This is a genomic window from Sphingomonas sp. SP2, from assembly GCF_058313385.1.
This window is the reverse complement of the sequence record NZ_JBZFLD010000001.1, coordinates 2002146-2022354: the sequence shown is the minus strand read 5'-3', so window position 1 is coordinate 2022354 and position 20209 is coordinate 2002146. Positions and strand designations below refer to the sequence as shown.

Below are 20209 nucleotides of genomic sequence, written 5' to 3'. Positions count from 1 at the left end.
GAAGGGTGATGCTCGGGGACTGGCGGAAGGCATGGAGGACTGACAGCGGCGCCGTTGCGCCGGTCGTCGGCCTTGCCCTCTTCGCGCTAATCGGCGCGGGGGGCCTGGCCTTCGATTACGCCCGCCTCGCCGCGCTCGATACCGAACTCCAGAATGCCGCCGACCAGGCCGCGCTTGCCGCTGCTTCCCAGCTCGACCGGTCGGCCAATGCGCAGACCAATGCCATCGCCGCCATCACGAGCGCCACTGCGGCCAATCGCCTGGCCGCGAACAGCACGCGCTTCGGCAATGACGGGCTCGGGACGGGCGTCGAATTTACGACCACCGATACCAAGGGCACGGCCGACACCAAGGACGACACCGTCACCACCCACATCACCTTCTGCAGCGCGTTCGACGACAGCGTGGCAAACCGCGACGATGCCTGCACCGAGACGAACGAGCCTACGCTGAGCCGCTTCGTGATGGTGACGACCACGGTTCGCACGGCCCGCTACGCCTTCACGCCGATCATCGCGGCGTTCGGCGGCTCGCTCAGCGCGACGTCGGTCGCGGGGGTGGAGAGCTCGATCTGCAACGTCGCGCCCTTGCTTGTCTGCGTGCCTGCCGGCCGCCAGGATTTCCCGACCAATTCCGACATCGGCAAGGGCATATTGCTCAAGCCGCTCGACGGCATTTCAGGCAATTACGGGCTGCTCGATTTCGGCAACGGCACCGGCGCGGTGACCAGCGCGCTGATGGGCTTCGGCCTCAATGGCTGTCAGTCGACCGACGACAATGAAACCGAGCCGGGCACCAAGACGATCGTCACCGATGCGATCAACACCCGCATGGACGTCTATGCGCACAACAATCAGTCCGTCTGGAACAATTCCTCCAAGACGCCGAAGTGCGACCTCACCACCGGCTCCGGCTGTCCGTCGCCCAACAGCAGCAAGGACATGGTGCTGAAATATACGGTCACGGAAAACAACGTGAACTCCGCGACCCCGACCGTCGCGGCCGCCTCCTGCCCGGCGACGCCCGACATGTCGGCGCTCGAATTCGAGGCGCCTGTCACGCCGCCGGTGAAGGGGTTCGACCGCGACAATTGCTTCTATTCGTCGACCTGCGGAACGGGAAATGCCGATCCGCTCGCGGCCAATATCGGCGACGGCAACTGGGACCGCACCGCTTACTTCAACCTCTATTACGGGGGTGACGCTTCGGCCGCCGCGACCTTTGCCGGCAAGGCCGCGAACCAGCTCACGCGCTACGATGTCTATCGCTGGGAAAACCAGGACCGGCCCGCGCGCCTGATCCCGCGGCGGCAGGTCACCACGACCTCCGAGCTTCGCCCGAACGGCCGCTACAATCACACGCTCGTCAGCCAGTGCACCTATCCGCGGCCGATCACCGCCGGGACCAGCTATCCCAACCAGAAGGACCGGCGGGTACTCCCGATCGTCGCGGCCAATTGCACCAACCTCAAGGGCAAGGGCGCGGCCTATCAGGATTATCTCATCCTGCGCGCCTTCGACATCTTCCTCACCGAGCCGTCGCAGAACCGCAGCCGGGCCGGCGTGAAGGTCACCGACGAGAAGGAAATCTTCGGCGAGGTGGTCGGTCCCGCGACCACCGTCGGCGGGGGTTCGGGCTTCCAATATTACAGCCGCACGCGGCCCTATCTGGTGCGCTGAGGATGGCCTTCTTCTCCCTCTTCAAACGTCTCGGCCGCCGGCGCGACGGAAGCGCCGCCGCGGAGATGGCGCTGGTCACGCCGATCCTCGTCGCGGTGATGTTCGGCAGCGCCGAGCTCGGCAATTATTTCCTCACCAATCATGCGCTCGCAAAGCAGGTGCGCGACGGCGCGCGCTTTGGGTCGCGCCTGACGCTCAGCGCCGCCTACGCTTGCCAGTCGGGTGCGCTCGCCGCCAACAGCACCGTGTTCCAAGACGGCGCCGCCAATACCAAGATCATCAACGTCACCAAGACAGGGTCGGTCGACGGCGCAGCGACGGGTCGCTTCGGAGCGGGCAATAGCAGCTTCTGGACGGCCTGCAGCCAGGGCGGGCAGCCGGTCACGGTCAGCATCCGCTGTGTCGCCAAGGGCACCTATTCCGGCGTCTACAGCGGCCTCAGCGGCTCGATCCCGGTCGTGTCGGTAAGCGCCGACGTCGCCTATCCCTCGATCCTCGGCAATCTCGGCTTCGACACCGGCGCCCTGTGCGTCAGAGCGACCAGCGAAAGCGCGGTGGCGGGGATATGAGCAAGCTCGCGCGCCGCCTCGTCCGTTCGGACACCGCCGCCGTCGGCGCGGAATTCGCGCTGGTCCTGCCGGCGCTGTTCCTCCTGCTCATCGGCATCATCGATGTCGGTCGCTTCATGTATGCGCTCAACCTCGGCGAGAAGGCGACGCAGGTGGGCGCGCGCATGGCGGCGGTCACCACGCCGGTCTCGCCAGGGCTCGTCGCGCACAATTTCGCGTCGGGGACGGTGCCTGCCGGCTCGCTCATTCCCGCGTCGGAGCTGACCGGGCTCGTCTGCACCTCCACCGGCTGCACCTGTCAGGGTACCTGCGGCATCACCGACCTGTCCGTGAATTCAACGGCGTTCACCGCGGTCGTTACTCGCATGCAGCAGATCGACGGAGAGATTGCCGCGAGCAACGTCGTCATCACCTATCGCGGCTCGGGCTTCGGCCAGGCCGGAACGCCCGGCGGCGCGATGGAAATTTCGCCGCTCATTACGGTCGCGCTGACGGGGCTGCAATTCCACCCCGCCGTCACCCTGAGCTTGCTCGATTTTCCCCTGCCTGCCTCCTCGACCACGCTGACGGCCGAAGATGCGTCGGGCGGCTTTTCCGAATAGGATCCACCGTGAGCGTCATGACCCCACCAGAGGCTGAAAAGGGCTTCCAACCGCAGGGCATCGAGGCGGGGGTGCACCTTTATTTCTCGGGCGTGGACGGGGACGCCAGCGAGCTTCTGGGCGCGCGGGTCGGGGGGATGCCGCTGCAGCTCAGCATCGTCCCGGTGACCGAGTGGATCGACCCCACCGATCTAGCCACCGCGGCGATCGCGGTGGTTCAGGTGGATGCCGACGCGCCGGCGTCGTTCAAGCGCTTCGAGCGGCTCGCGATGACGGACGACAAGCCGCTCATCGCCGCCTGCTACGACCCGCCGCTGGCGCTGGTCCGGCAGTTGCTCAAGGCGGGCGCGCACGACGTCCTGCCGCTTCCGCTCAACCTCGACGATCTCGAGACCTCGATCGCGCCCTTGCGCGAGCAGGCGGTGCGCTCGGCGCCGGCCGAGACGCTCGTCAGCAACAACCGTCTGGTCGTCTTCCTGAAGTCGCGCGGCGGGTGCGGCGCGACCTCGATCGCGGCCCAGCTCGCCTGTCGCTTCGCCGCGGCCGAGCGCGACGCCGGGCGCGAGGCGGCGCTGATCGATTTCGACCTCCAGTTCGGCGACGCCGCCTTCCAGCTCGGGCTTCGTCCGCGGCTGACCATGACCGACATGATCGAGGCCGGCGTCCGGCTCGACGGGCCGCTGCTGCGCTCGGCGATGACCCAGCATGACAGCGGCCTGTTCGTCGCCGCGGCGCCCGCCACCATGCTGCCGCTCGAAAGCCTCAGCAACGAGCAGGCCATCGCGATCGTCGAGCGCGGCTTGCGCGAATTCGGGACGCTGTTCGTCGACCTTCCGGCCAACTGGACCAACTGGTCGCTGAGCCTCGTCGCGCGCGCCAATCTGCTTCTTCTGGTGACCGATCTCACCGTTGCCGGGCTGGCCCGGGCGCGGCGCCAGCTCGACCTGCTCGAGGCGCAGGGCCTCGGCAATATCGACATCGGCGTGGTCGCCAATCGCTACCGCAAGGGACTGTTCAAGGCGGTCGGGGTGGATGGCGCGGAACAGGCGCTCGGCCGCAAGGTGGACTTCACGATCAGCGACGAGCCCGAGTTGATGGGCGCCGCGATCGACCAGGGCGTGACCGTTGGCGACATCCGCCGCAAATCGGCGCTGGTGCGCGACCTCGACACGCTCGATGCCGCCATCACCAGCGCCCTCCGGCTGGAGCGCTGAGATGATGTGGCAATTCCGCAAGCCCGATGCCGCCGCTGCGGCTCCCGAGGAGAAGGCCGCACCGAGCCTTGCCGAGCGCCAGCTGATGAGCGTCGGCGATGCCGGCGCCTTCGCCAAGCGCGACGTCCACACCGACCTCAAGGTCGAGTTGCACCAGCGGCTGATCGACTGCATCAACCTCAGCGCGCTCGAGGGCATGAGCCGCGAGCAGGTCAAGGCCGACATCGGCGAGATCGTCGAGGAGGAGCTGGCGAAGCAGAGCCACGCGCTCAACCTCGTCGAGCGGCGCCGGCTGGTCGAGGACGTGCTCGACGAACTGCTCGGCCTCGGACCACTCGAGCCCTTGCTCAAGGACGCGACGATCACCGACATCCTCGTCAACGGACCCGACCGCGTGTTCGTCGAGCGCTACGGCCAGCTCGAGGCCAGCCCGGTGCGGTTCAAGGACGACAAGCATCTCCTGCGGATCATCCAGAAGATTGTCTCGGCCGTCGGGCGCCGGGTCGACGAAAGCTCGCCGCTGGTCGATGCGCGCCTGGCCGACGGAAGCCGCGTCAACGCGGTCGTCCCGCCGCTCGCGCTCGACGGCTCCCTGCTGTCGATCCGCAAGTTCGCCAAGGTGCCCATCTCGATGGCGCGGCTGGTCGAGATCGGCTCGATCCCGGCGCAGGTGTCCGAGGTGCTGAAGGCGATCGTCGCGTCGCGCCGCAACGTCCTCATCTCGGGCGGCACGGGCTCCGGCAAGACGACGTTGCTCAACGCCATGTCGGCCTTCATCGACAATCGCGAGCGGATCGTGACGATCGAGGATTCGGCCGAGCTCCAGCTCCAGCAGGAACATGTCGCGCGGCTCGAGACGCGCCCGGCGAACATCGAGGGCAAGGGCGAGATCGGCCAGCGCGACCTCGTCAAGAATGCGCTGCGCATGCGGCCCGACCGGATCATCGTCGGCGAGGTCCGCGCCGGCGAGGCGTTCGACATGCTGCAGGCGATGAACACCGGCCACGACGGGTCGATGACGACGGTCCACGCCAACACGCCGCGCGACGCCTTGTCGCGTCTCGAGCAGATGATCGGCATGAGCGGGATCGACATTCCGGCACGCTCGGCCCGGGCACAGATCGCGTCGGCGATCAACGTCGTTGTCCAGATCGCGCGTCTGTCCGATGGCCGCCGCCGCCTGATGAGCCTGTCGGAGATCACCGGCATGGAAGGCGACGTCATTACCATGCAGGAGATCTTCCGCTTCCGGCAGACCGGCCTGTCGGCCGATGGTGCGGTACTCGGCAAGTTCGAGGCGACCGGGCTCCGGCCGCGCTTTCTCGATCATGCGGTGACCCACGGGCAGACGCTGTCGACCGAGCTGTTCCGGCCCGACGCGAGGTTCGACTGATGCAGGATACTGCGCTCCGCGTCCTCGTCCTCGTCCTTACCTTCGCGACGGTGCTGCTCCTCGTCGAGGTGGTGACCGCGATGGTGCTCCGCGCCCGCGGCGAGAGCCGCGCGATCAACCAGCGCCTGACGATGATCGGGCGCGGGGTCCCGCGCGGCGAGACGATGAACCGGCTTCGCCGCCAGGACGATCTCGCCATCCGCCGGTTGCCCTTCTGGCTGCAGGGGCCGGGCCGCCAGCTCGAGCGGATGCTGATGGCGTCGGGCATCGTCGCGCCGACCGGGCAATTGCTGCTCGGGATCATGCTTGCGCCGATCATGCTGTTCGCCTTCATCATCGTGGTGACGTTGATGGCGGGCTTCGCCATCGGACCCGGGCGACTTTTGCTCCTGGCGGTGATCGCCGTCGCCATCGGCCTCGCCATTCCGCTGCTGTTCCTCCAGGCCAAGGCCGCGCGGCGCCGCAAGAAGATGCAGGAGCAGTTTCCGGTCGCGCTCGACGTGTTCGTGCGCGGTCTTCGTGCGGGCCATCCGGTCGCCGCCGCGCTCGACCTTTTGACGGTCGAGATGCCCGATCCGATCGGCAGCCAGTTCGGCGTCGTCGTCGACGAAGTGACCTATGGCGCCGAGCTTCGCGACGCGCTCGCCGACCTCGCCGAACGCTGGGACCTCGACGACATGCGGATGTTCGTCGTCAGTCTCTCGGTGCAGCAGGAGACGGGCGGCAACCTCGCCGAAATCCTCGAAAATTTGAGCAAGGTGATCCGCGAGCGGACCGCCTTGTTCCTCAAGGTTCGGGCGCTGTCGTCGGAAGGGCGGATGACCGCGATCATGCTGACGCTGCTTCCGGTGCTCGCCTTCACCGCCTTGTTCTTCCTCAATCCCGGTTTCTATCTCGAGGTCGCGGATGACCCGGCGTTCGTGCCGGGCTTTGCCGGCCTCATCCTCCTCTACGTGATCGGCGTCTTCACCATTCGCCGCCTCGTCGACCTCAAGGTGTAGCCGCATGATCGAAGGGTTCGCCGGCAGCAACGCGGTCCGCATCGCCATCCTGGTGGTGCTGTTCGCGGGCGTCTGCGCGGTCAGTTTCGCGCTGGTCAATCTGACGCTCGGGCGGCGCGCGGTGCGGCGGCGGCTGGAAAGCGGATCGGACGCGCCGATCGAGGGGCTGATCGCCTCTGGCTCGCTGCGCAGCAACGAGAATGAAAGCAGCTGGGCGCGGCTGGTCGAACGGATCGAAAATAGCGGGCTGAGCCTCGCCGACACCAAGGACAAGTCGCTCCGCCAGCGGCTCGCGGCGGCGGGCTTTTCTTCGCCTTATGCGCCGCGCCTCTTCACCCTCATTCGCCTTGGGCTGGTCATCCTGCTCCCCGTGTTGTGGATCGCCTTTCGCTGGCTGAGCCCCGAGCGGCCCGGCCTCGTCGGCCTCTACCTCCAGTGCATGATCGCGGCGCTCGCTGGCCTCTATCTCCCGAGCCTGTTCGTCAGCGCCAAGGCCGACCGCCGGCAGGAAGCGATCATCAACGGCTTTCCCGACGCGCTCGATTTGATGCTGGTCTGCGTCGAGGCCGGGCTCGGCCTTGAGGCCGCCTTCGCCCGCGTCGGACAGGAGATGAGCACTACCCATCCGCTGATCGCGCAGCAGCTCGGCAATGTCGTGCTTGAACTGCGCGCCGGGCGAAGTCGCGAGGATGCGCTGCGGCGCATGGCCGACCGTGCCCAGGCCGACGAGGTGCGGGCTTTCGCAACCCTGCTCATCCAGTCGACCAAGCTCGGCTCGTCGGTCGCGCAGACGTTGCGCATCTATGCCGGCGAAATGCGCGAGAAGCGGCGGATGCGCGCCGAGGAGAAGGCGCACCGACTGCCGGTCTTGCTGTCGGTGCCGCTCGTCGCCTGCATGCTGCCGGTGATGATCGGCGTGCTGATGCTGCCCGCCGCAATCCGCGTCGTGCGCAGCCTCGTTCCTGCCCTGGGAGGGGGATGATGAAGAAGTCACCGGCTTTTTCCTTGTGCGTCGCGGCTTTGCTCGCCGGTTGCGCCGGTGACGGCGCGAAGCTCGCGGTCCGCGCGCAGACGCCCGCGCTTGCCGAAGGGCAGAAGAGCGCCGCCTTCCGGGTCGCCGAGGCGCGCGGCTATTTCGAACTTGGCAGCATCGGGCTCGCGACCGAGGGCTTCCGCCGTGCGCTGCGCGAGGATCCGGCCAGCGTCGACGCGCTGAACGGACTTGCCGCCTGCTACGACAAGCTTGGCCGCTTCGACCTGTCGCGCAGCTATTATGAGCGCGCCCTCGCGCTGGCGCCGGGGGACGCACGGCTCTACGCCAATCTCGCGCTCTCGCTGCAACTCCAGGGCAAGACCGCCGAAGCCAAAGCCGTCCGTGCCGAAATGACTCAGCGCCTGCAGGCCGCAAGCGCGGTCAGCGTCCCGCTTGCAAAGCCCGTCACCGTGGCTGCCGACGCGGCGCCGACCGCGGCCGCGGAAGCGATCGCGGTCACGCTCGATCGCCCCGAACCGGCCACCGCCGCGCCGCGGCTCGAGCGGATCACCATGGCCGAAGTCATGCTGGTGACGACCCCGCACATGCGCGCCGCGCCCGCCAGCGTCACGCGCACCGCGGCGGCGCAGGTGCCCTCGCTGACGCCGATGCCGAAGACGGCGCTGGCCGCACCCGAAATTCGCCTGCTCAACGCCGCGCGTACCCATCGCCTCGCTGCCGACACGCGGCTTCAGCTGCGCCAATATGGCTGGCAGCGCGTCGCCATCGGCAATGCCGCCGTGCCCGCGGACCGCTCGGCGATCCTCTATCCCGAACGCCACCGCAAGATCGCGCAGCGGCTCGGACGCCAGCTCGGGATCGACCTCCAGCAGCCGAGCAATGGCGAGGTGCTGGTCGTGCGTCTCGGACGCGACGCGGCGAGGCGCCGGACCGCCGCATGATCCTTGCCGTCGCCCTCCTGGCGGCGACCCTCGCGCCCGACGTCACGCTGGCCGAAGCCGAGCGGGCGCTTGTGGCCGGTCGCCCGGAACAGGCGCGCGAGATGATCCGCGCGGCGGTGGGCGAGGGGGCCTCGGGCGAGCGCGTCGACCGGCTGCTCGCCGACCTCGCCTTCGCCGAAGGCCGCTGGGTCGAGGCGCGCGAGGCCTATGCGCTGCTCCTTGCCCGCATGCCCGACGATCCCATGCTGCTCGAGCGCGGGGGCATATCGGCGCTCCAGTCGGACGAGCCCGATCGCGCGATCGCCTGGCTCGACAAGGCCGTCGCCCGGCCACAGGCAAGCTGGCGCGCCTGGAATGCGCGCGGGGTCGCCGCCGATCGCGAACGCGACTGGTCGACCGCCGACGTGGCCTATGCCGCGGGCCTCAAGGCTGCGCCTTCCAGCGCGACCCTCCTCAATAATCTCGGCTGGTCGCTGATGCTGCGCGGGCGCTGGGCGGAGGCGTCGGACCGGCTCGCCCGCGCCGCCGCGCTCGATCCTTCGAGCCGGCGCATCGCCGCCAATGCCGAGCTCGCCCGGACCGCCATGCTCGCCGACCTTCCCGAGCGCCGGGCGGGGGAGGGGGACCGCGACTTTGCCGCGCGCCTCAACGATGCCGGGGTGATCGCGCTGCGCCAGGGGGATCGGGCGCGCGCCGTCGCCGCCTTCGCCCGCGCGCTCGAAACCAGCGATCGTTGGTATGCGCGGGCGGCCAACAATCTGGCGCTCGCGGGCGGATCGGTCGCCCCCTAGGGCAGGCTCGGCGCGCTCGACGCGTCGGCGATCTCGCGCTTGCCCCTCGGGGCGAGGGCGAAGCGGAAATAATGCGCCTCGCCCCGGATCTCGGCCAGCTGCTCCGATCGGCTGCGCGGCATCAGCCGGACCGGGCCGTCCGAAAAGGCGAAATGGCTGTGGTCGCCCTCGTCGAGCGATTCCATCAGGTGGAAGCCGCGGCGGCGAAGCTCGGCCGCGATCATCGCATGGCTGACCCCGGGCGCCCGGGCAATGTCCATCGCCCGGCCCGACAGGTGCCAGCTGTTGCGCACTCCGCCGACCCGGCGATTATGCTCGGGGCTGCGGACCGTGCTCGTGACCCGCCCGAAGCGGGCGCCGATGAGGGCGGCGGCGCTGATCTGGAAGCGTCCGCCGACCTGCGGCAGGAAGCGCCGGCTGATCCGCGGCGCGGGGCTGGCGAGGGCGGGCCCGGGCACCGGCTGGCCGACCACGCGCAGGCCGAAATCGGTCGGCTGCGACGCCCCTGCCACCAGCAAAAGGAAGATGCCCCCAAGCACGCGCGATCCCCATCAAGCGTAAGCGCATATTTAATGCTTTCTCGCCCCCAAGTCGAGGAGAACCGGCTTCGGGGGGCTTCCCGGGACGGGACGAGCCCACCCTCCGCCGCCGCACCGCCACGGCTCATCGCGCCCGCCCACGACCATTCGCGGGTCACCTGCCGCGCGAGGATCGGCGGAAAGCCGCGCAAATGCCTGATCTTTTGCCCTTTTGGGCGACCGCTCCCTTGCTGGGGCGTGGCGGCAGGGCCATATCCGGAGCAAGAACGATCCGGACCACGCAACGCGTTAAGCGTTCGGAGAGTTTGATTGTGACAGAAAGCGGGCTAGGCTGCCCGCTCGGCCGTGTGCGAACGGTCGGCAGACAAGGACGATTATGACCAAGCTTTCCGGCGGGGACGGCAAGAGCACCCTTTACTGCAGCTTCTGCGGCAAGAGCCAGCATGAGGTCCGCAAGCTAATCGCCGGCCCGACCGTCTTCATCTGCGACGAGTGCGTCGAGCTCTGCAACGACATCATCCGCGAGGAATCCAAGTCCGCGCTGGTGAAGACCCGTGATGGCGTCCCGACCCCGTCCGAGATCAACAAGGTGCTCGACGACTATGTGATCGGCCAGAGCCGCGCCAAGCGCGTCCTGTCGGTCGCGGTCCATAACCATTACAAGCGGCTAAACCACGGCGCCAAGACCGGCACCGAGGTCGAGCTCGCCAAGTCGAACATCCTGCTGATCGGCCCGACCGGCTGCGGCAAGACCCTGCTCGCGCAGACGCTTGCGCGCATCCTCGACGTGCCCTTCACCATGGCCGATGCGACCACGCTCACCGAGGCGGGCTATGTCGGCGAGGATGTCGAGAACATCATCCTGAAGCTGCTCCAGGCGTCGGACTACAATGTCGAGAAGGCGCAGCGCGGGATCGTCTACATCGACGAGATCGACAAGATCAGCCGCAAGTCGGACAATCCCTCGATCACCCGCGATGTGTCGGGCGAGGGCGTCCAGCAGGCGCTCCTGAAGCTGATGGAAGGCACCACCGCGTCCGTGCCGCCGCAGGGCGGCCGCAAGCATCCGCAGCAGGAATTCCTCCAGGTCGACACGACCAACATCCTGTTCATCTGCGGCGGCGCATTCGCCGGCCTCGAGAAGATCATCGGCGATCGGCTCGAGGGCAAGTCGATCGGCTTCGGCGCGCATGTCGCCGCGCCCGAGGAGCGCCGCACCGGCCAGGTGCTCAAGAACACCGAGCCCGAGGATCTGATGAAGTTCGGCCTCATCCCCGAATTCATCGGCCGCATGCCCGTCATCGCGACGCTCGAGGACCTCGACGAGACCGCGCTGGTCAAGATCCTGGTCGAGCCGAAGAACGCGCTGGTGAAGCAATATGGCAAGCTCTTCGACATGGAAGATGTCGAGCTCGCCTTCTCGGACGAGGCGCTGAGCGCGGTCGCGCGCAAGGCGATCGAGCGCAAGACCGGCGCCCGCGGCCTCCGCTCGATCCTCGAGGCGATCCTGCTCGACACGATGTTCGACCTCCCCGGCATGGACGGGGTGGAGAAGGTCCATGTCGACAAGGACGTGGTCGAGGGCCGCAAGGAACCCGTCCGCGTCTACGCCAACCGCGAAGCCAAGGACGACGCGGCGGCGTAAGTCGAACTGCTCCCCTGCGAAAGCAGGGGGCCAGTCCCGATCGGTCCGGTAACGTCGAGCTGGGCTCCTGCTTGCGCAGGAGAACAGCTTGGTTGCCTTCCCGGCTCTCTTGAGCTAAGCGCCCCACCGTCATTCGTGACATTCATCGATGAGCGCCTTTCGGGGCACGCTGGCCGGCGAGGTTTCGCCCGCCGGCGCGTTGTTGCTTTGCGCCTGTCGATACCGGAGTTGATGTGATGTTCGAGACCCTCAGCGACCGCCTTGGCGGCGTGTTCGACAAGCTTCGCGGCCGCGGCGCCCTCACCGAGGCGGACGTGCGCGGGGCCATGCGCGAAGTGCGCGTCGCGCTGCTCGAGGCCGATGTCGCACTGCCGGTCGCGCGCGACTTCGTCGACCAGGTCACCGAGCGCGCGGTGGGCCAGGAAGTCCTGCGCTCGGTCACACCGGGCCAGCAGGTCGTCAAGATCGTCAACGACGCGCTGGTCGAGATGCTGGGCGCGGACAGCGCCGAACTCGAGCTCGCGGTCAGCCCGCCCGCGGTCATCATGATGGTCGGCCTCCAGGGCTCGGGCAAGACGACCTCGACCGCCAAGCTCGCCAAGCGCCTCACCGAAAAGGACCGCAAGAAGGTCCTGATGGCGAGCCTCGACGTCGCCCGCCCGGCGGCGCAGGAGCAGCTTGCCGTGCTCGGCCGCCAGGCCAAGGTCGACACGCTCCCGATCGTTCCCGGTCAGTCGCCGGTCGACATCGCCAAGCGCGCGCTCCAGTCGGCGCGCCTCCAGGGCTATGACGTCCTGCTCCTGGATACCGCCGGCCGTCTCCACGTCGACGACAGCCTGATGGGCGAGATGAAGGCGGTCGCCGAGACCAGCCGCCCGGCCGAGACCCTGCTCGTGGTCGACAGCCTGACCGGCCAGGACGCGGTCAACGTCGCCAAGGGCTTCGGTGGCCAGATCGACCTCACCGGCGTAATCCTCACCCGCATGGACGGCGATGCCCGCGGCGGCGCGGCACTGTCGATGCGCGCGGTCACCGGCAAGCCAATCAAGTTCGCCGGCACGGGCGAAGGCCTCGACGCGATCGAGCCCTTCCATCCGAGCCGCGTCGCCGGCCGCATCCTCGGCATGGGCGACGTCGTCAGCCTGGTCGAGCGCGCCGCCGAGACCATCAAGGTCGAGGAAGCCGAGAAGCTCGCGGCCAAGATGGCCAAGGGCAAGTTCGACCTCGACGACCTGCGCATGCAGCTTGCCCAGATGCAGCGCATGGGCGGCCTCGGCGCGCTCGCCAACATGATGCCCGGCATGAAGGGCATGAAGGGCGCGATGGAGAAGGCGCAGGACGGCAAGGCGCTCGTCCACCTCGAGGCGATGCTGTCCTCGATGACCGCTGCCGAGCGCAGCCGTCCCGGCCTGATCAACGCCAAGCGCAAGATCCGCATCGCCAAGGGCTCGGGGCGGACGGTGCAGGAAGTGAACAAGCTCCTGAAGATGCACCAGGAGATGGAAGGCGCGATGAAGCGCCTCAAGAAGATGGGCGGCCTCGGCAAGCTCGCCGCCATGTTCGGCAAGGGCGGGCTCGAGGGCGCGATGGGCGGGCTCCTGCCCGGCGCCCAGGCGCCCGGGCTCCCGGGACTTCCCGGCGGCTCCAACCCGTTCGGCCTTCCGCCGGGCGGCCAGAATTTCGGTAAAAAGTAACAACGTTCGAACAGAAGGAAGACACAATGGCAGTTGCAATTCGCCTCGCTCGCGGTGGCAGCAAGAAGCGTCCTTATTATCGCGTCGTCGTGGCCGACAGCCGCAACTCGCGTGACGGCCGCTTCATCGAGAAGGTCGGCACCTACAACCCGCTGCTGGCGAAGGATTCGCCCGAGCGCGTCAAGCTCGACGCCGACCGCATCTCGCACTGGCTGAGCGTCGGCGCCCAGCCGAGCGACCGCGTCGCCCGCTTCCTCGATGCCGCCGGCATCAAGGAGCGCGCCGCCCGCAATAACCCGAACAAGGGCAAGCCGGGCGAGAAGGCCACCGAGCGCGCCGAAGAGCGTGCCACCAAGGCCGCTGAAGCCGCCGAGGCCGCTGCCGCCGCTGCTGCCCAGCCGGCCGAAGAGCCTGCCGCTGAAGAGCCCGCCGCCGAAACCCCGGCGACCGAGGAAGTCAGCGCTCCGACCCAGCCCGAGCCGGCCGAAGGTTCGGACGAGGCCGCTCCGGCCGAAGGCGCCGAGAAGGCCGAGGGCTAAGGCCCTTGTTCCTCGACTTCGCTTGGGACGAACGGATCTCCACTGATCCGCGAGGGTCGGGCGAAGTCGAGACACGTTTCGGATGACCAATCGCATCACCCTTGCCGCCGTCGCGGGCGCCCATGGCGTCCGCGGCGAGCTTCGCCTCAAGCTGTTCGGCGATGGTCCGGACAGCCTCCGCGTTCACGATCGGCTCTATGTCGGCGGGACGCTGCGCCGGCTGGTCCGGGTCGGCGGCACCGCCAAGAGCCCGACCGCGCAGTTCGAGGGCGTCGCCGACCGCAATGCCGCCGAGGCGCTGCGCGGCACGCTGGTCGAAGTCGATCGTGACGCCTTGCCGCCACTCGAGGACGGCGAATATTATCATGCCGACCTGATCGGCCTGTCCTGCGTCGACGGGGAAGGAAGCCCGATCGGCAGCGTTGTCGCGGTCGAGAATTTCGGCGCCGGCGACCTGCTCGAGATCGAGCGGGACGGGGGCAAGCGCACCCTCGTGCCCTTCCGTCCCGGAATCGCCGACCTCGCCGACGGCAAGGTCATCTGCGACCCCGCCTTCCTCGCCTGAGCCGATCCGGGCGCGCATCGCTCTGGGCGGCGCTCGCGCTTCGGACGCTCCTGCCCATCGCCTTCGCGGCGCTGATCCTCGCGCTCGCCTTCGACGGCTGCAGCGTGACCCGCCTCGGCCGCGGAATGGATGCGCCAATCGTCGACCCTCTTCTGGCCCGGCCCTTGTGGGTCGGATTTGCCGCCCTGCTGGCCCTGTTCGGGTTCTTCGAGGCGGTCCGCGCTGTCCGGCTGCTCCGCGACCTCCCGCCGGCAGCCGAGCCGCGACCGCGGGAGATGCTCAGCCTCGGCGAGCCCATGCTGTGGTCGGCGCGGCTCGGCTTCCGGGCCCTCGGCAAGGAACATGCCGCCCGCCTGCTCGCGATGCTTCTGGCTGCAACCCCGCTATTCCTGAGCCTGAGCTGGCTCCTTCGCAGCTCGACGTTCGACGCGGGCGGCCTGTCCGTCATGCTGTTCCGCATCCTGTTCGGTCTCGGCCTGCTGGCGGCGTTCGGGCCGATGGCGTTCGGGCCCTTGTGGTGGGCGCTCTTCCGGGAAAATCGCTGGCTGCACGCGTTGACGGGTCGGCTGGTCGTCACCGATCGCCGCCTCGCCTGGCTCAGCCTGCGGGGCAGGGTGGTCGACGAGATTTCCGCGGAGCGGATCGTCGAGGTCGTGCTGGTTCCGCCGGCACGGAGTCTCGGCGAGGAACTGCATCTCGTGCTGCGCGGCGCGAACGGTGCCGTGGAGGAGCAGGTCCTGCGCCGCCTGCCCCGCGCGGCCGAAACGGCGGCGGCCCTGTCGCGCATTGCGCCACTAACGCGGCCTTAACCCTCACCCTTTAGCCATCGCTTCACGAAGCACATGCGCGAAGTGAGGCCATGGACGACCTGATTGCCGATTTCGTCTCCGAATGCCGGGACATGCTCGAGAGCCTGGGCGGGGAGATCGTCGCCTGGGAAGCGCAGCCGCAGGACCGCGCGCGGCTCGATAGCATCTTCCGCTTCGTCCATACGGTGAAGGGCAATTGCGGCTTCTTCGAATTTCCCCGGCTCGAGGCGCTCAGCCATGCCGCCGAGGATGCGCTGGCCGATGTTCGCGCCGGCCGCCGCCAGCCCGACCCGGCCCTGGTCAGCGCCGTGCTCGCGGTGATCGACCGGATCGGCGAGATGGTCGAGGTGATCGCCGCCGGCCAGCCGCTCCCCGAGGGCGATGACTCCGATCTCATCGAGGCGCTGAAGCCCGGTGCCGAGCAGCCCGCCCAGCCGGCCCAGCCCGCGCCGTCGGCCAATCCCGTCGCCAATGCCTTCGCCAGCGGCGCCGCGCCGCGCACCATCCGCCTTTCGGTCGACCTCCTCGACCGCATGATGAGCGGGGTCAGCGACCTCGTCCTTGCCCGCAACGAGCTTGCCCGCCGCCTTCGCGACAGCAGCACCGACGTCGCCGTCGATGGCGCTTTCGAACGGATGAGCGGAATCATCGCCGAGATGCGCGATGCCATCACCCGGACCCGCATGCAGCGGATCGAGAGCCTCTTCGTCGGCCTCCCACGAATGGTGCGCGACCTGTCCGCCGAGCTTGGCCGGCAGGTGCTTGTCGACATTGACGGCGGCGACGTCGAGCTCGACCGCGAGATGATCGAGATGATCCGCGATCCGCTGACGCATATCGTCCGCAATGCGGTCGACCATGGCATCGAGCCTCCGGCCGAGCGCCTCAAGGCCGGCAAGCGCGAGATCGGCCTCCTCAGCGTCTCGGCGCGCCAGTCGGGCAACCAGATCCTGATTGACATCGTCGACGACGGCCGCGGCATCGACGCGCGGCGTCTCGTCGACAAGGCCATCGCCGCCGGGATCCTCGACAAGGCCGAGGCCGCGCGCCTCAGCCACAAGGAGCAGCTTCAGCTCATCTTCGAGGCTGGCCTCTCGACCGCACAGGCCGTGACCAGCATTTCGGGCCGCGGCGTCGGAATGGACGTCGTCCGCTCCAACGTCGAGCGGATCGGGGGGATCGTCGAGGTCGAATCGAAGGGCGGGCAGGGGACCCGGATGACCCTTCGCGTGCCGCTCACCCTCACCATCATTCCCGCGCTCACGGTCTCGATCGGCAGCCAGCATTTCGCCATTCCCCGAGTCGCGATCGAGGAGATCGTGCGCGCCGGCGGCGACAGCGTCGAACTCTCCCATGTCGGCGGGGCGGGGATCGTCACCATCCGTGGCCGCCGCGTGCCCGAGATCGTCCTTGCCGACGTCCTCGGCCTCGCCAGCCCGCTGGCCGACAGCGAGCGCACCCTGATCGTCCTCAAGCCTGCCGGCGGCGACGTCTATGCGCTCGCGGTCGACCGGGTCCACGACCATGAGGAACTGGTGGTGAAGCCCGCCGCCCCCGCGGTGATGGCGACAGGCCTCTATGCCGGGACCACGCTTGCCGACGACGGCTCGCCCATCCTGCTGTTCGATCCCGCCGGTCTCGCCCGGGTCGGGGGAGTCCGCTTCGAGGCGCAGGAGCGCAGCGTCCGCTTGCTCGAGGAAGCCGCGCCCGCCGCAGCCGAGGAGCAGACCCCGATCCTCCTGTTCCGCGACCGTGACGGCGCGCGCCGGGCGATCCGCCTCGGCATCGTCGACCGGATCGAGGAAGTCGTCGGGAGCGCGGTCCGGGTCAGTGCGGGCAAGATGCGCGTCCAGCTCGGCGACGACATCCTTCCGCTTGCCGGCATCGACAGCCCGCCCGCCGCCGACGAGAAGGTTCGCCTGTTCCGCCTCAGCGACGGGGCCGCCCAGATGGGCCTCGCCTTCCGCGAAGTGATCGACCTCGACGCCATTGCCGAGGCCGTGATCCCCGCCGACGTGCCCGGTCCGGTCGAGGGCGTGACCCTTGTCGCCGGCGAGCCGGCCGAGCTGGTCGACGCCCACTGGCTGTTCGCCGACTACGCCCCCAATGCGGCGCAGGCAGGCGAGGGGCCGCCGGTCTGCCGCCTTGACCTTGGCGATCCCTGGGTCCGCAACATGCTCCGCCCGATCGTCGAGGCCGCAGGCTATCGCGTGGTCCCGGCCGACAGCGAGGCCGCCGCCGACCTTGCCATTGCCTGGGCCGGAAGCACGGCCGCGCCGAGCGCTGCCCGGACCTTGTGGCTGAGCCCCGATGCCGACGGGCCGGCCAACGAGAACCACATCTATCGCTATGATCGCGCGGGGCTGCTCGTCGCGCTGCGCGATGCCGCCGCGAGGGGAGCCGGCCGATGAACGAACTGCTGCTGGTCGTCCGGATCGCCGGACAGCGCGTCGCCATGCCGGCCGCGCGCATCGAGAGCGTGGTCGAGCTCGATACCTTGATCCCGGTCCCGCGCGCCGCCGAGCATATCGCCGGCCTGTCGGCGCTGCGCAGCCGGGTGCTCACCGTCATCTGCTGCCGCCGCTCGCTCGGCCTTGACATGCCGCTCGAGACCGATGGCTTCCTCGAAGCCGCGGTGACCGAGCTCGACGGCCATCATTATGCGCTGATCGTCGACGGGGTGGAGGACGTGATCGAGGCGCTCAGCGATCCGAGCCCGATCCGCGCCGCGATGGGCGAGGGCTGGGAGCGCGTTTCGACCGGCATGGTCGAGACCGAACAGGGCGCCTTGCTGCTGGTCGACGTCGGCGCGCTGGTCGGCGGCCCCGACACTGTCCGCCAGGCGGCATAGAGCGCTTTCTTAACTACCTGCGGCGTACCTCCGTCGCACGACATCAACCTGCTCCGGATCGGTGCCTCCCTTATGAAGACCTGCCTCATTGTCGATGACTCCAAGGTCATCCGGAAAGTCGCCCGCCACATCCTCGAAACGCTCGAGTTCAGCGTCGAGGAGGCCGGCGACGGACGCGAGGCGCTCGAGCGCTGCGAAGCGTCGATGCCCGACGTCGTGCTGCTCGACTGGAACATGCCGGTGATGAGCGGAATGGAGTTTTTGAAGCTCCTCCGTCAGCGCGGCCATTCGGACCAGCCGAAGGTCGTGTTCTGCACCACCGAGAATGACATGGCGCACATCCGCGCTGCGCTCGAGGCCGGTGCCGACGAATATGTGATGAAGCCGTTCGACCGCGAAACGCTGCACATCAAGCTCCAGCTCGTCGGCGTCGCCTAAGCACCTTCGATGGGCTCGGCGACCGCCAGACTGACCACCCCTCCCGCGGGGGGCAGGGTCCGGCCGATCCGGCTGATGATCGTCGACGATTCGATGGTCGCCCGCGCGGTGCTGACCCGGATGGTCGAGCTCGGCGGCGGGATCGACATCGCCGCCGTCGCCGGCACCGCCGAGGATGCGGTCGAGGCGCTCGCCCATGTGAAGGTCGACGTCATCCTGCTCGACCTCGAGATGCCGGGCGCGGGCGGCCTCAACAAATTGCCCGACATCGTCCGCGTCGCCCGCGGCGCACGCGTGCTGATCGTCTCCAGCCTTGCCGAGGAAGGCGCCGCGGCGACTGTCCGGGCGCTCGCTGACGGCGCTGCCGATACGCTCCTCAAGCCCGGCACCGGGCGCATCCAGGGCCGTTTCGCCGACCATCTGCTGTGTAAGATCCGCGCGCTCGGCGATTCGAGTTACGAGGAGACGGATCCCGGCCTCGCCAACCGGCCCGCGCCGCTCCAGGCCTTCGCCAGCGATCCCTTGTCGCTGCTTGCGGTGGGCGCGTCGACCGGCGGGATCCACGCGCTCGGCCGCTTCTTCAACGATCTTCCGCGGCGCATCCATGTGCCGATCCTCGTCACCCAGCATCTGCCGCCGCCCTTCATGGACGTCTTTGCACGCCAGCTCGGGACCGCCGCGCAGCGGGTCACCCGGATCGCGACCGAAGGCGCGCCGCTGGTGCCCGACGAAATCCTGATCGCGCCGGGCGACGCGCACCTCACCGTCGAGGCACGCCGGTCGGGTCTATTCGTCCACCTCACCGGTGGCCGCACGTCCAGCGGCTGCCTGCCGAGCGTCGATCCGATGCTGGCGAGCGTCGCCGAGCTGAAGCGCCCCGGCGCGGTCGCCGTCATCCTCTCGGGCATGGGCCGCGACGGGGTCGAGGGCGCCTCGGCGCTGGTCCGTTCGGGCGGCTCGGTGCTGGTCCAGGACGAAGCTTCCTGCGCGGTCTGGGGAATGCCCCGCGCGGTCGCCGAGGCGGGTCTTGCCGCGGCCATCCTCCCGCCCGAGAAACTTGCCCGTCGTGTTGCGTCCAGGATCGGGCTTTCGCATGCAGATCAGTGACAGCAGTTCGCGCATCCTCGCCGGCCTGCTCGAAGCGCGGACCGGCCAGCAGCTGACCATGAGCCGCCGCTGGCGGCTCGAGACCGCGCTCTCGCAGCTGCTGCGCGAACGCAACATCGCCAGCATCGACGAGCTCATCACCATCCTCGTCATGGGGCGCGAGCCGCATCTCTCGACCCGCGTGGTGGAGGCGTTGTTGAACAACGAGACCTATTTCTTCCGTGACCGCACGCCGTTCGACCTGCTGAAGGCAAGTGCCCTGCCGGAACTCGCCAAGCGCCGCGAACGCGAGCGGGTGCTGCGCATCTGGTCGGCGGGCTGCTCGGCGGGGCAGGAGGCCTACAGCCTCGCCATGCTCTTCGCCGAGGACCCGCTGCGCTGGGCCGGTTGGTCGATCGACATCGTCGCCACCGACGTCAGCGAAAGCGTCGTCGAACGCGCGCGGTCGGGCACCTACACCCAGTTCGAAGTCCAGCGCGGTCTCGGCATCCAGCAGATGATCCGCTGGTTCGAGGAGACGCCGAGCGGCTGGCGCGCCAATGAGGCATTGCGCAAGCTCGTCCGCTTCCAGGTCCACAACCTCCTCGAAACCCCGCCGCACCCGGGTCGCTTCGACCTCATCCTGTGTCGCAACGTCCTTCTCTATCTCAATGAGAATACGCGGCGAATGGCGTTCGAGCGCCTGTCGACGAGCCTCGCGCCCGACGGCTGGCTGATGCTTGGGGCAGGGGAGACGGTGATCGGCCAGACCACCAATCTCGAGACCGACCGGGAGATGCGCGGCCTTTACCGGCTGAAGAGCGGAACCGCGAAAGCCGCCTGAAACTCGGGCTCAAAC

General features: G+C 68.5%; 20 protein-coding genes. 19 read left to right on the top strand and 1 reads right to left on the bottom strand.

Translation table 11 applies throughout. The annotated features are described in order from the left end of the window. The first annotated feature begins 8 nt into the window (after positions 1 to 8). From AC4GYU_RS10285 to AC4GYU_RS10245, 9 genes are read left to right on the top strand one after another with little or no spacing between them, the layout of a single operon-like run. On the top strand, positions 9 to 1679 hold the full coding sequence (locus AC4GYU_RS10285) for a pilus assembly protein TadG-related protein (protein ID WP_491086787.1): 1671 nt from the start codon (positions 9 to 11) through the stop codon (positions 1677 to 1679). Between the two features lie 2 nt (positions 1680 to 1681). Continuing rightward, positions 1682 to 2248: a TadE/TadG family type IV pilus assembly protein gene (locus tag AC4GYU_RS10280; protein WP_491086786.1), complete on the top strand. Its 567-nt coding sequence runs from the start codon at positions 1682 to 1684 to the stop codon at positions 2246 to 2248. Continuing rightward, a complete protein-coding gene (locus tag AC4GYU_RS10275) occupies positions 2245 to 2850 on the top strand; it encodes a TadE/TadG family type IV pilus assembly protein (protein WP_491086785.1) in 606 nt (201 codons plus the stop codon). The genes AC4GYU_RS10280 and AC4GYU_RS10275 overlap by 4 nt, the downstream gene beginning before the upstream one ends. 8 nt (positions 2851 to 2858) lie before the next feature. Next, positions 2859 to 4064 carry a CpaE/TadZ family protein gene (locus AC4GYU_RS10270; RefSeq protein ID WP_491086784.1) on the top strand — a complete coding sequence of 402 codons (1206 nt, stop codon included), beginning with the start codon at positions 2859 to 2861 and terminating at the stop codon, positions 4062 to 4064. Between the two features lie 4 nt (positions 4065 to 4068). Continuing rightward, the gene (locus AC4GYU_RS10265) at positions 4069 to 5457 is read left to right on the top strand and encodes a TadA family conjugal transfer-associated ATPase (RefSeq protein ID WP_491086916.1); all 1389 of its coding nucleotides are present in this window, start codon (positions 4069 to 4071) and stop codon (positions 5455 to 5457) included. Beyond that, positions 5457 to 6458, top strand: coding sequence for a type II secretion system F family protein (locus AC4GYU_RS10260; RefSeq protein ID WP_491086783.1), 1002 nt, complete (start codon positions 5457 to 5459; stop codon positions 6456 to 6458). The genes AC4GYU_RS10265 and AC4GYU_RS10260 overlap by 1 nt, the downstream gene beginning before the upstream one ends. Positions 6459 to 6462: 4 nt before the next feature. Next, positions 6463 to 7440 carry a type II secretion system F family protein gene (locus AC4GYU_RS10255; RefSeq protein WP_491086782.1) on the top strand — a complete coding sequence of 326 codons (978 nt, stop codon included), beginning with the start codon at positions 6463 to 6465 and terminating at the stop codon, positions 7438 to 7440. Then, on the top strand, positions 7437 to 8393 hold the full coding sequence (locus tag AC4GYU_RS10250) for a LytR C-terminal domain-containing protein (protein ID WP_491086781.1): 957 nt from the start codon (positions 7437 to 7439) through the stop codon (positions 8391 to 8393). Before AC4GYU_RS10255 ends, AC4GYU_RS10250 begins: the two co-directional genes overlap by 4 nt. After that, positions 8390 to 9184: a tetratricopeptide repeat protein gene (locus tag AC4GYU_RS10245; RefSeq protein WP_491086780.1), complete on the top strand. Its 795-nt coding sequence runs from the start codon at positions 8390 to 8392 to the stop codon at positions 9182 to 9184. Before AC4GYU_RS10250 ends, AC4GYU_RS10245 begins: the two co-directional genes overlap by 4 nt. Here AC4GYU_RS10245 and AC4GYU_RS10240 read toward each other — a convergent pair. After that, positions 9181 to 9723, bottom strand: coding sequence for a D-Ala-D-Ala carboxypeptidase family metallohydrolase (locus tag AC4GYU_RS10240; protein ID WP_491086779.1), 543 nt, complete (start codon positions 9721 to 9723; stop codon positions 9181 to 9183). The genes AC4GYU_RS10245 and AC4GYU_RS10240 overlap by 4 nt on opposite strands. 376 nt (positions 9724 to 10099) lie before the next feature. Here AC4GYU_RS10240 and clpX point away from each other — a divergent pair, with 376 nt between their 5' ends. From clpX to AC4GYU_RS10190, 10 genes are all read left to right on the top strand, one after another. After that, positions 10100 to 11368: an ATP-dependent Clp protease ATP-binding subunit ClpX gene (gene clpX, locus AC4GYU_RS10235; RefSeq protein WP_491086778.1), complete on the top strand. Its 1269-nt coding sequence runs from the start codon at positions 10100 to 10102 to the stop codon at positions 11366 to 11368. Positions 11369 to 11604: 236 nt separating this feature from the next. Beyond that, positions 11605 to 13062, top strand: coding sequence for a signal recognition particle protein (gene ffh / locus AC4GYU_RS10230; RefSeq protein ID WP_491086777.1), 1458 nt, complete (start codon positions 11605 to 11607; stop codon positions 13060 to 13062). A gap of 26 nt (positions 13063 to 13088) precedes the next feature. Next, the gene (rpsP, locus tag AC4GYU_RS10225) at positions 13089 to 13601 is read left to right on the top strand and encodes a 30S ribosomal protein S16 (RefSeq protein WP_491086776.1); all 513 of its coding nucleotides are present in this window, start codon (positions 13089 to 13091) and stop codon (positions 13599 to 13601) included. Positions 13602 to 13683: 82 nt separating this feature from the next. Beyond that, on the top strand, positions 13684 to 14166 hold the full coding sequence (gene rimM / locus AC4GYU_RS10220; protein ID WP_491086775.1) for a ribosome maturation factor RimM: 483 nt from the start codon (positions 13684 to 13686) through the stop codon (positions 14164 to 14166). A 125-nt stretch (positions 14167 to 14291) separates the two neighbouring features. Further along, positions 14292 to 14975 (top strand): hypothetical protein, encoded by a 684-nt coding sequence (locus tag AC4GYU_RS10215; protein WP_491086774.1) that lies wholly within the window; start codon positions 14292 to 14294, stop codon positions 14973 to 14975. Positions 14976 to 15025: 50 nt separating this feature from the next. Continuing rightward, positions 15026 to 17386, top strand: coding sequence for a chemotaxis protein CheA (locus AC4GYU_RS10210; RefSeq protein ID WP_491086773.1), 2361 nt, complete (start codon positions 15026 to 15028; stop codon positions 17384 to 17386). Beyond that, on the top strand, positions 17383 to 17826 hold the full coding sequence (locus AC4GYU_RS10205; protein WP_491086772.1) for a chemotaxis protein CheW: 444 nt from the start codon (positions 17383 to 17385) through the stop codon (positions 17824 to 17826). The genes AC4GYU_RS10210 and AC4GYU_RS10205 overlap by 4 nt, the downstream gene beginning before the upstream one ends. Before the next feature lie 72 nt (positions 17827 to 17898). After that, positions 17899 to 18264 (top strand): response regulator, encoded by a 366-nt coding sequence (locus tag AC4GYU_RS10200; RefSeq protein ID WP_491086771.1) that lies wholly within the window; start codon positions 17899 to 17901, stop codon positions 18262 to 18264. A gap of 75 nt (positions 18265 to 18339) precedes the next feature. Next, positions 18340 to 19371, top strand: a complete 1032-nt coding sequence (locus AC4GYU_RS10195) for a chemotaxis protein CheB (RefSeq protein ID WP_491086770.1) — start codon at positions 18340 to 18342, stop codon at positions 19369 to 19371. After that, positions 19358 to 20194 carry a CheR family methyltransferase gene (locus AC4GYU_RS10190; RefSeq protein ID WP_491086769.1) on the top strand — a complete coding sequence of 279 codons (837 nt, stop codon included), beginning with the start codon at positions 19358 to 19360 and terminating at the stop codon, positions 20192 to 20194. The genes AC4GYU_RS10195 and AC4GYU_RS10190 overlap by 14 nt, the downstream gene beginning before the upstream one ends. The last annotated feature ends 15 nt before the right edge of the window (positions 20195 to 20209 follow it).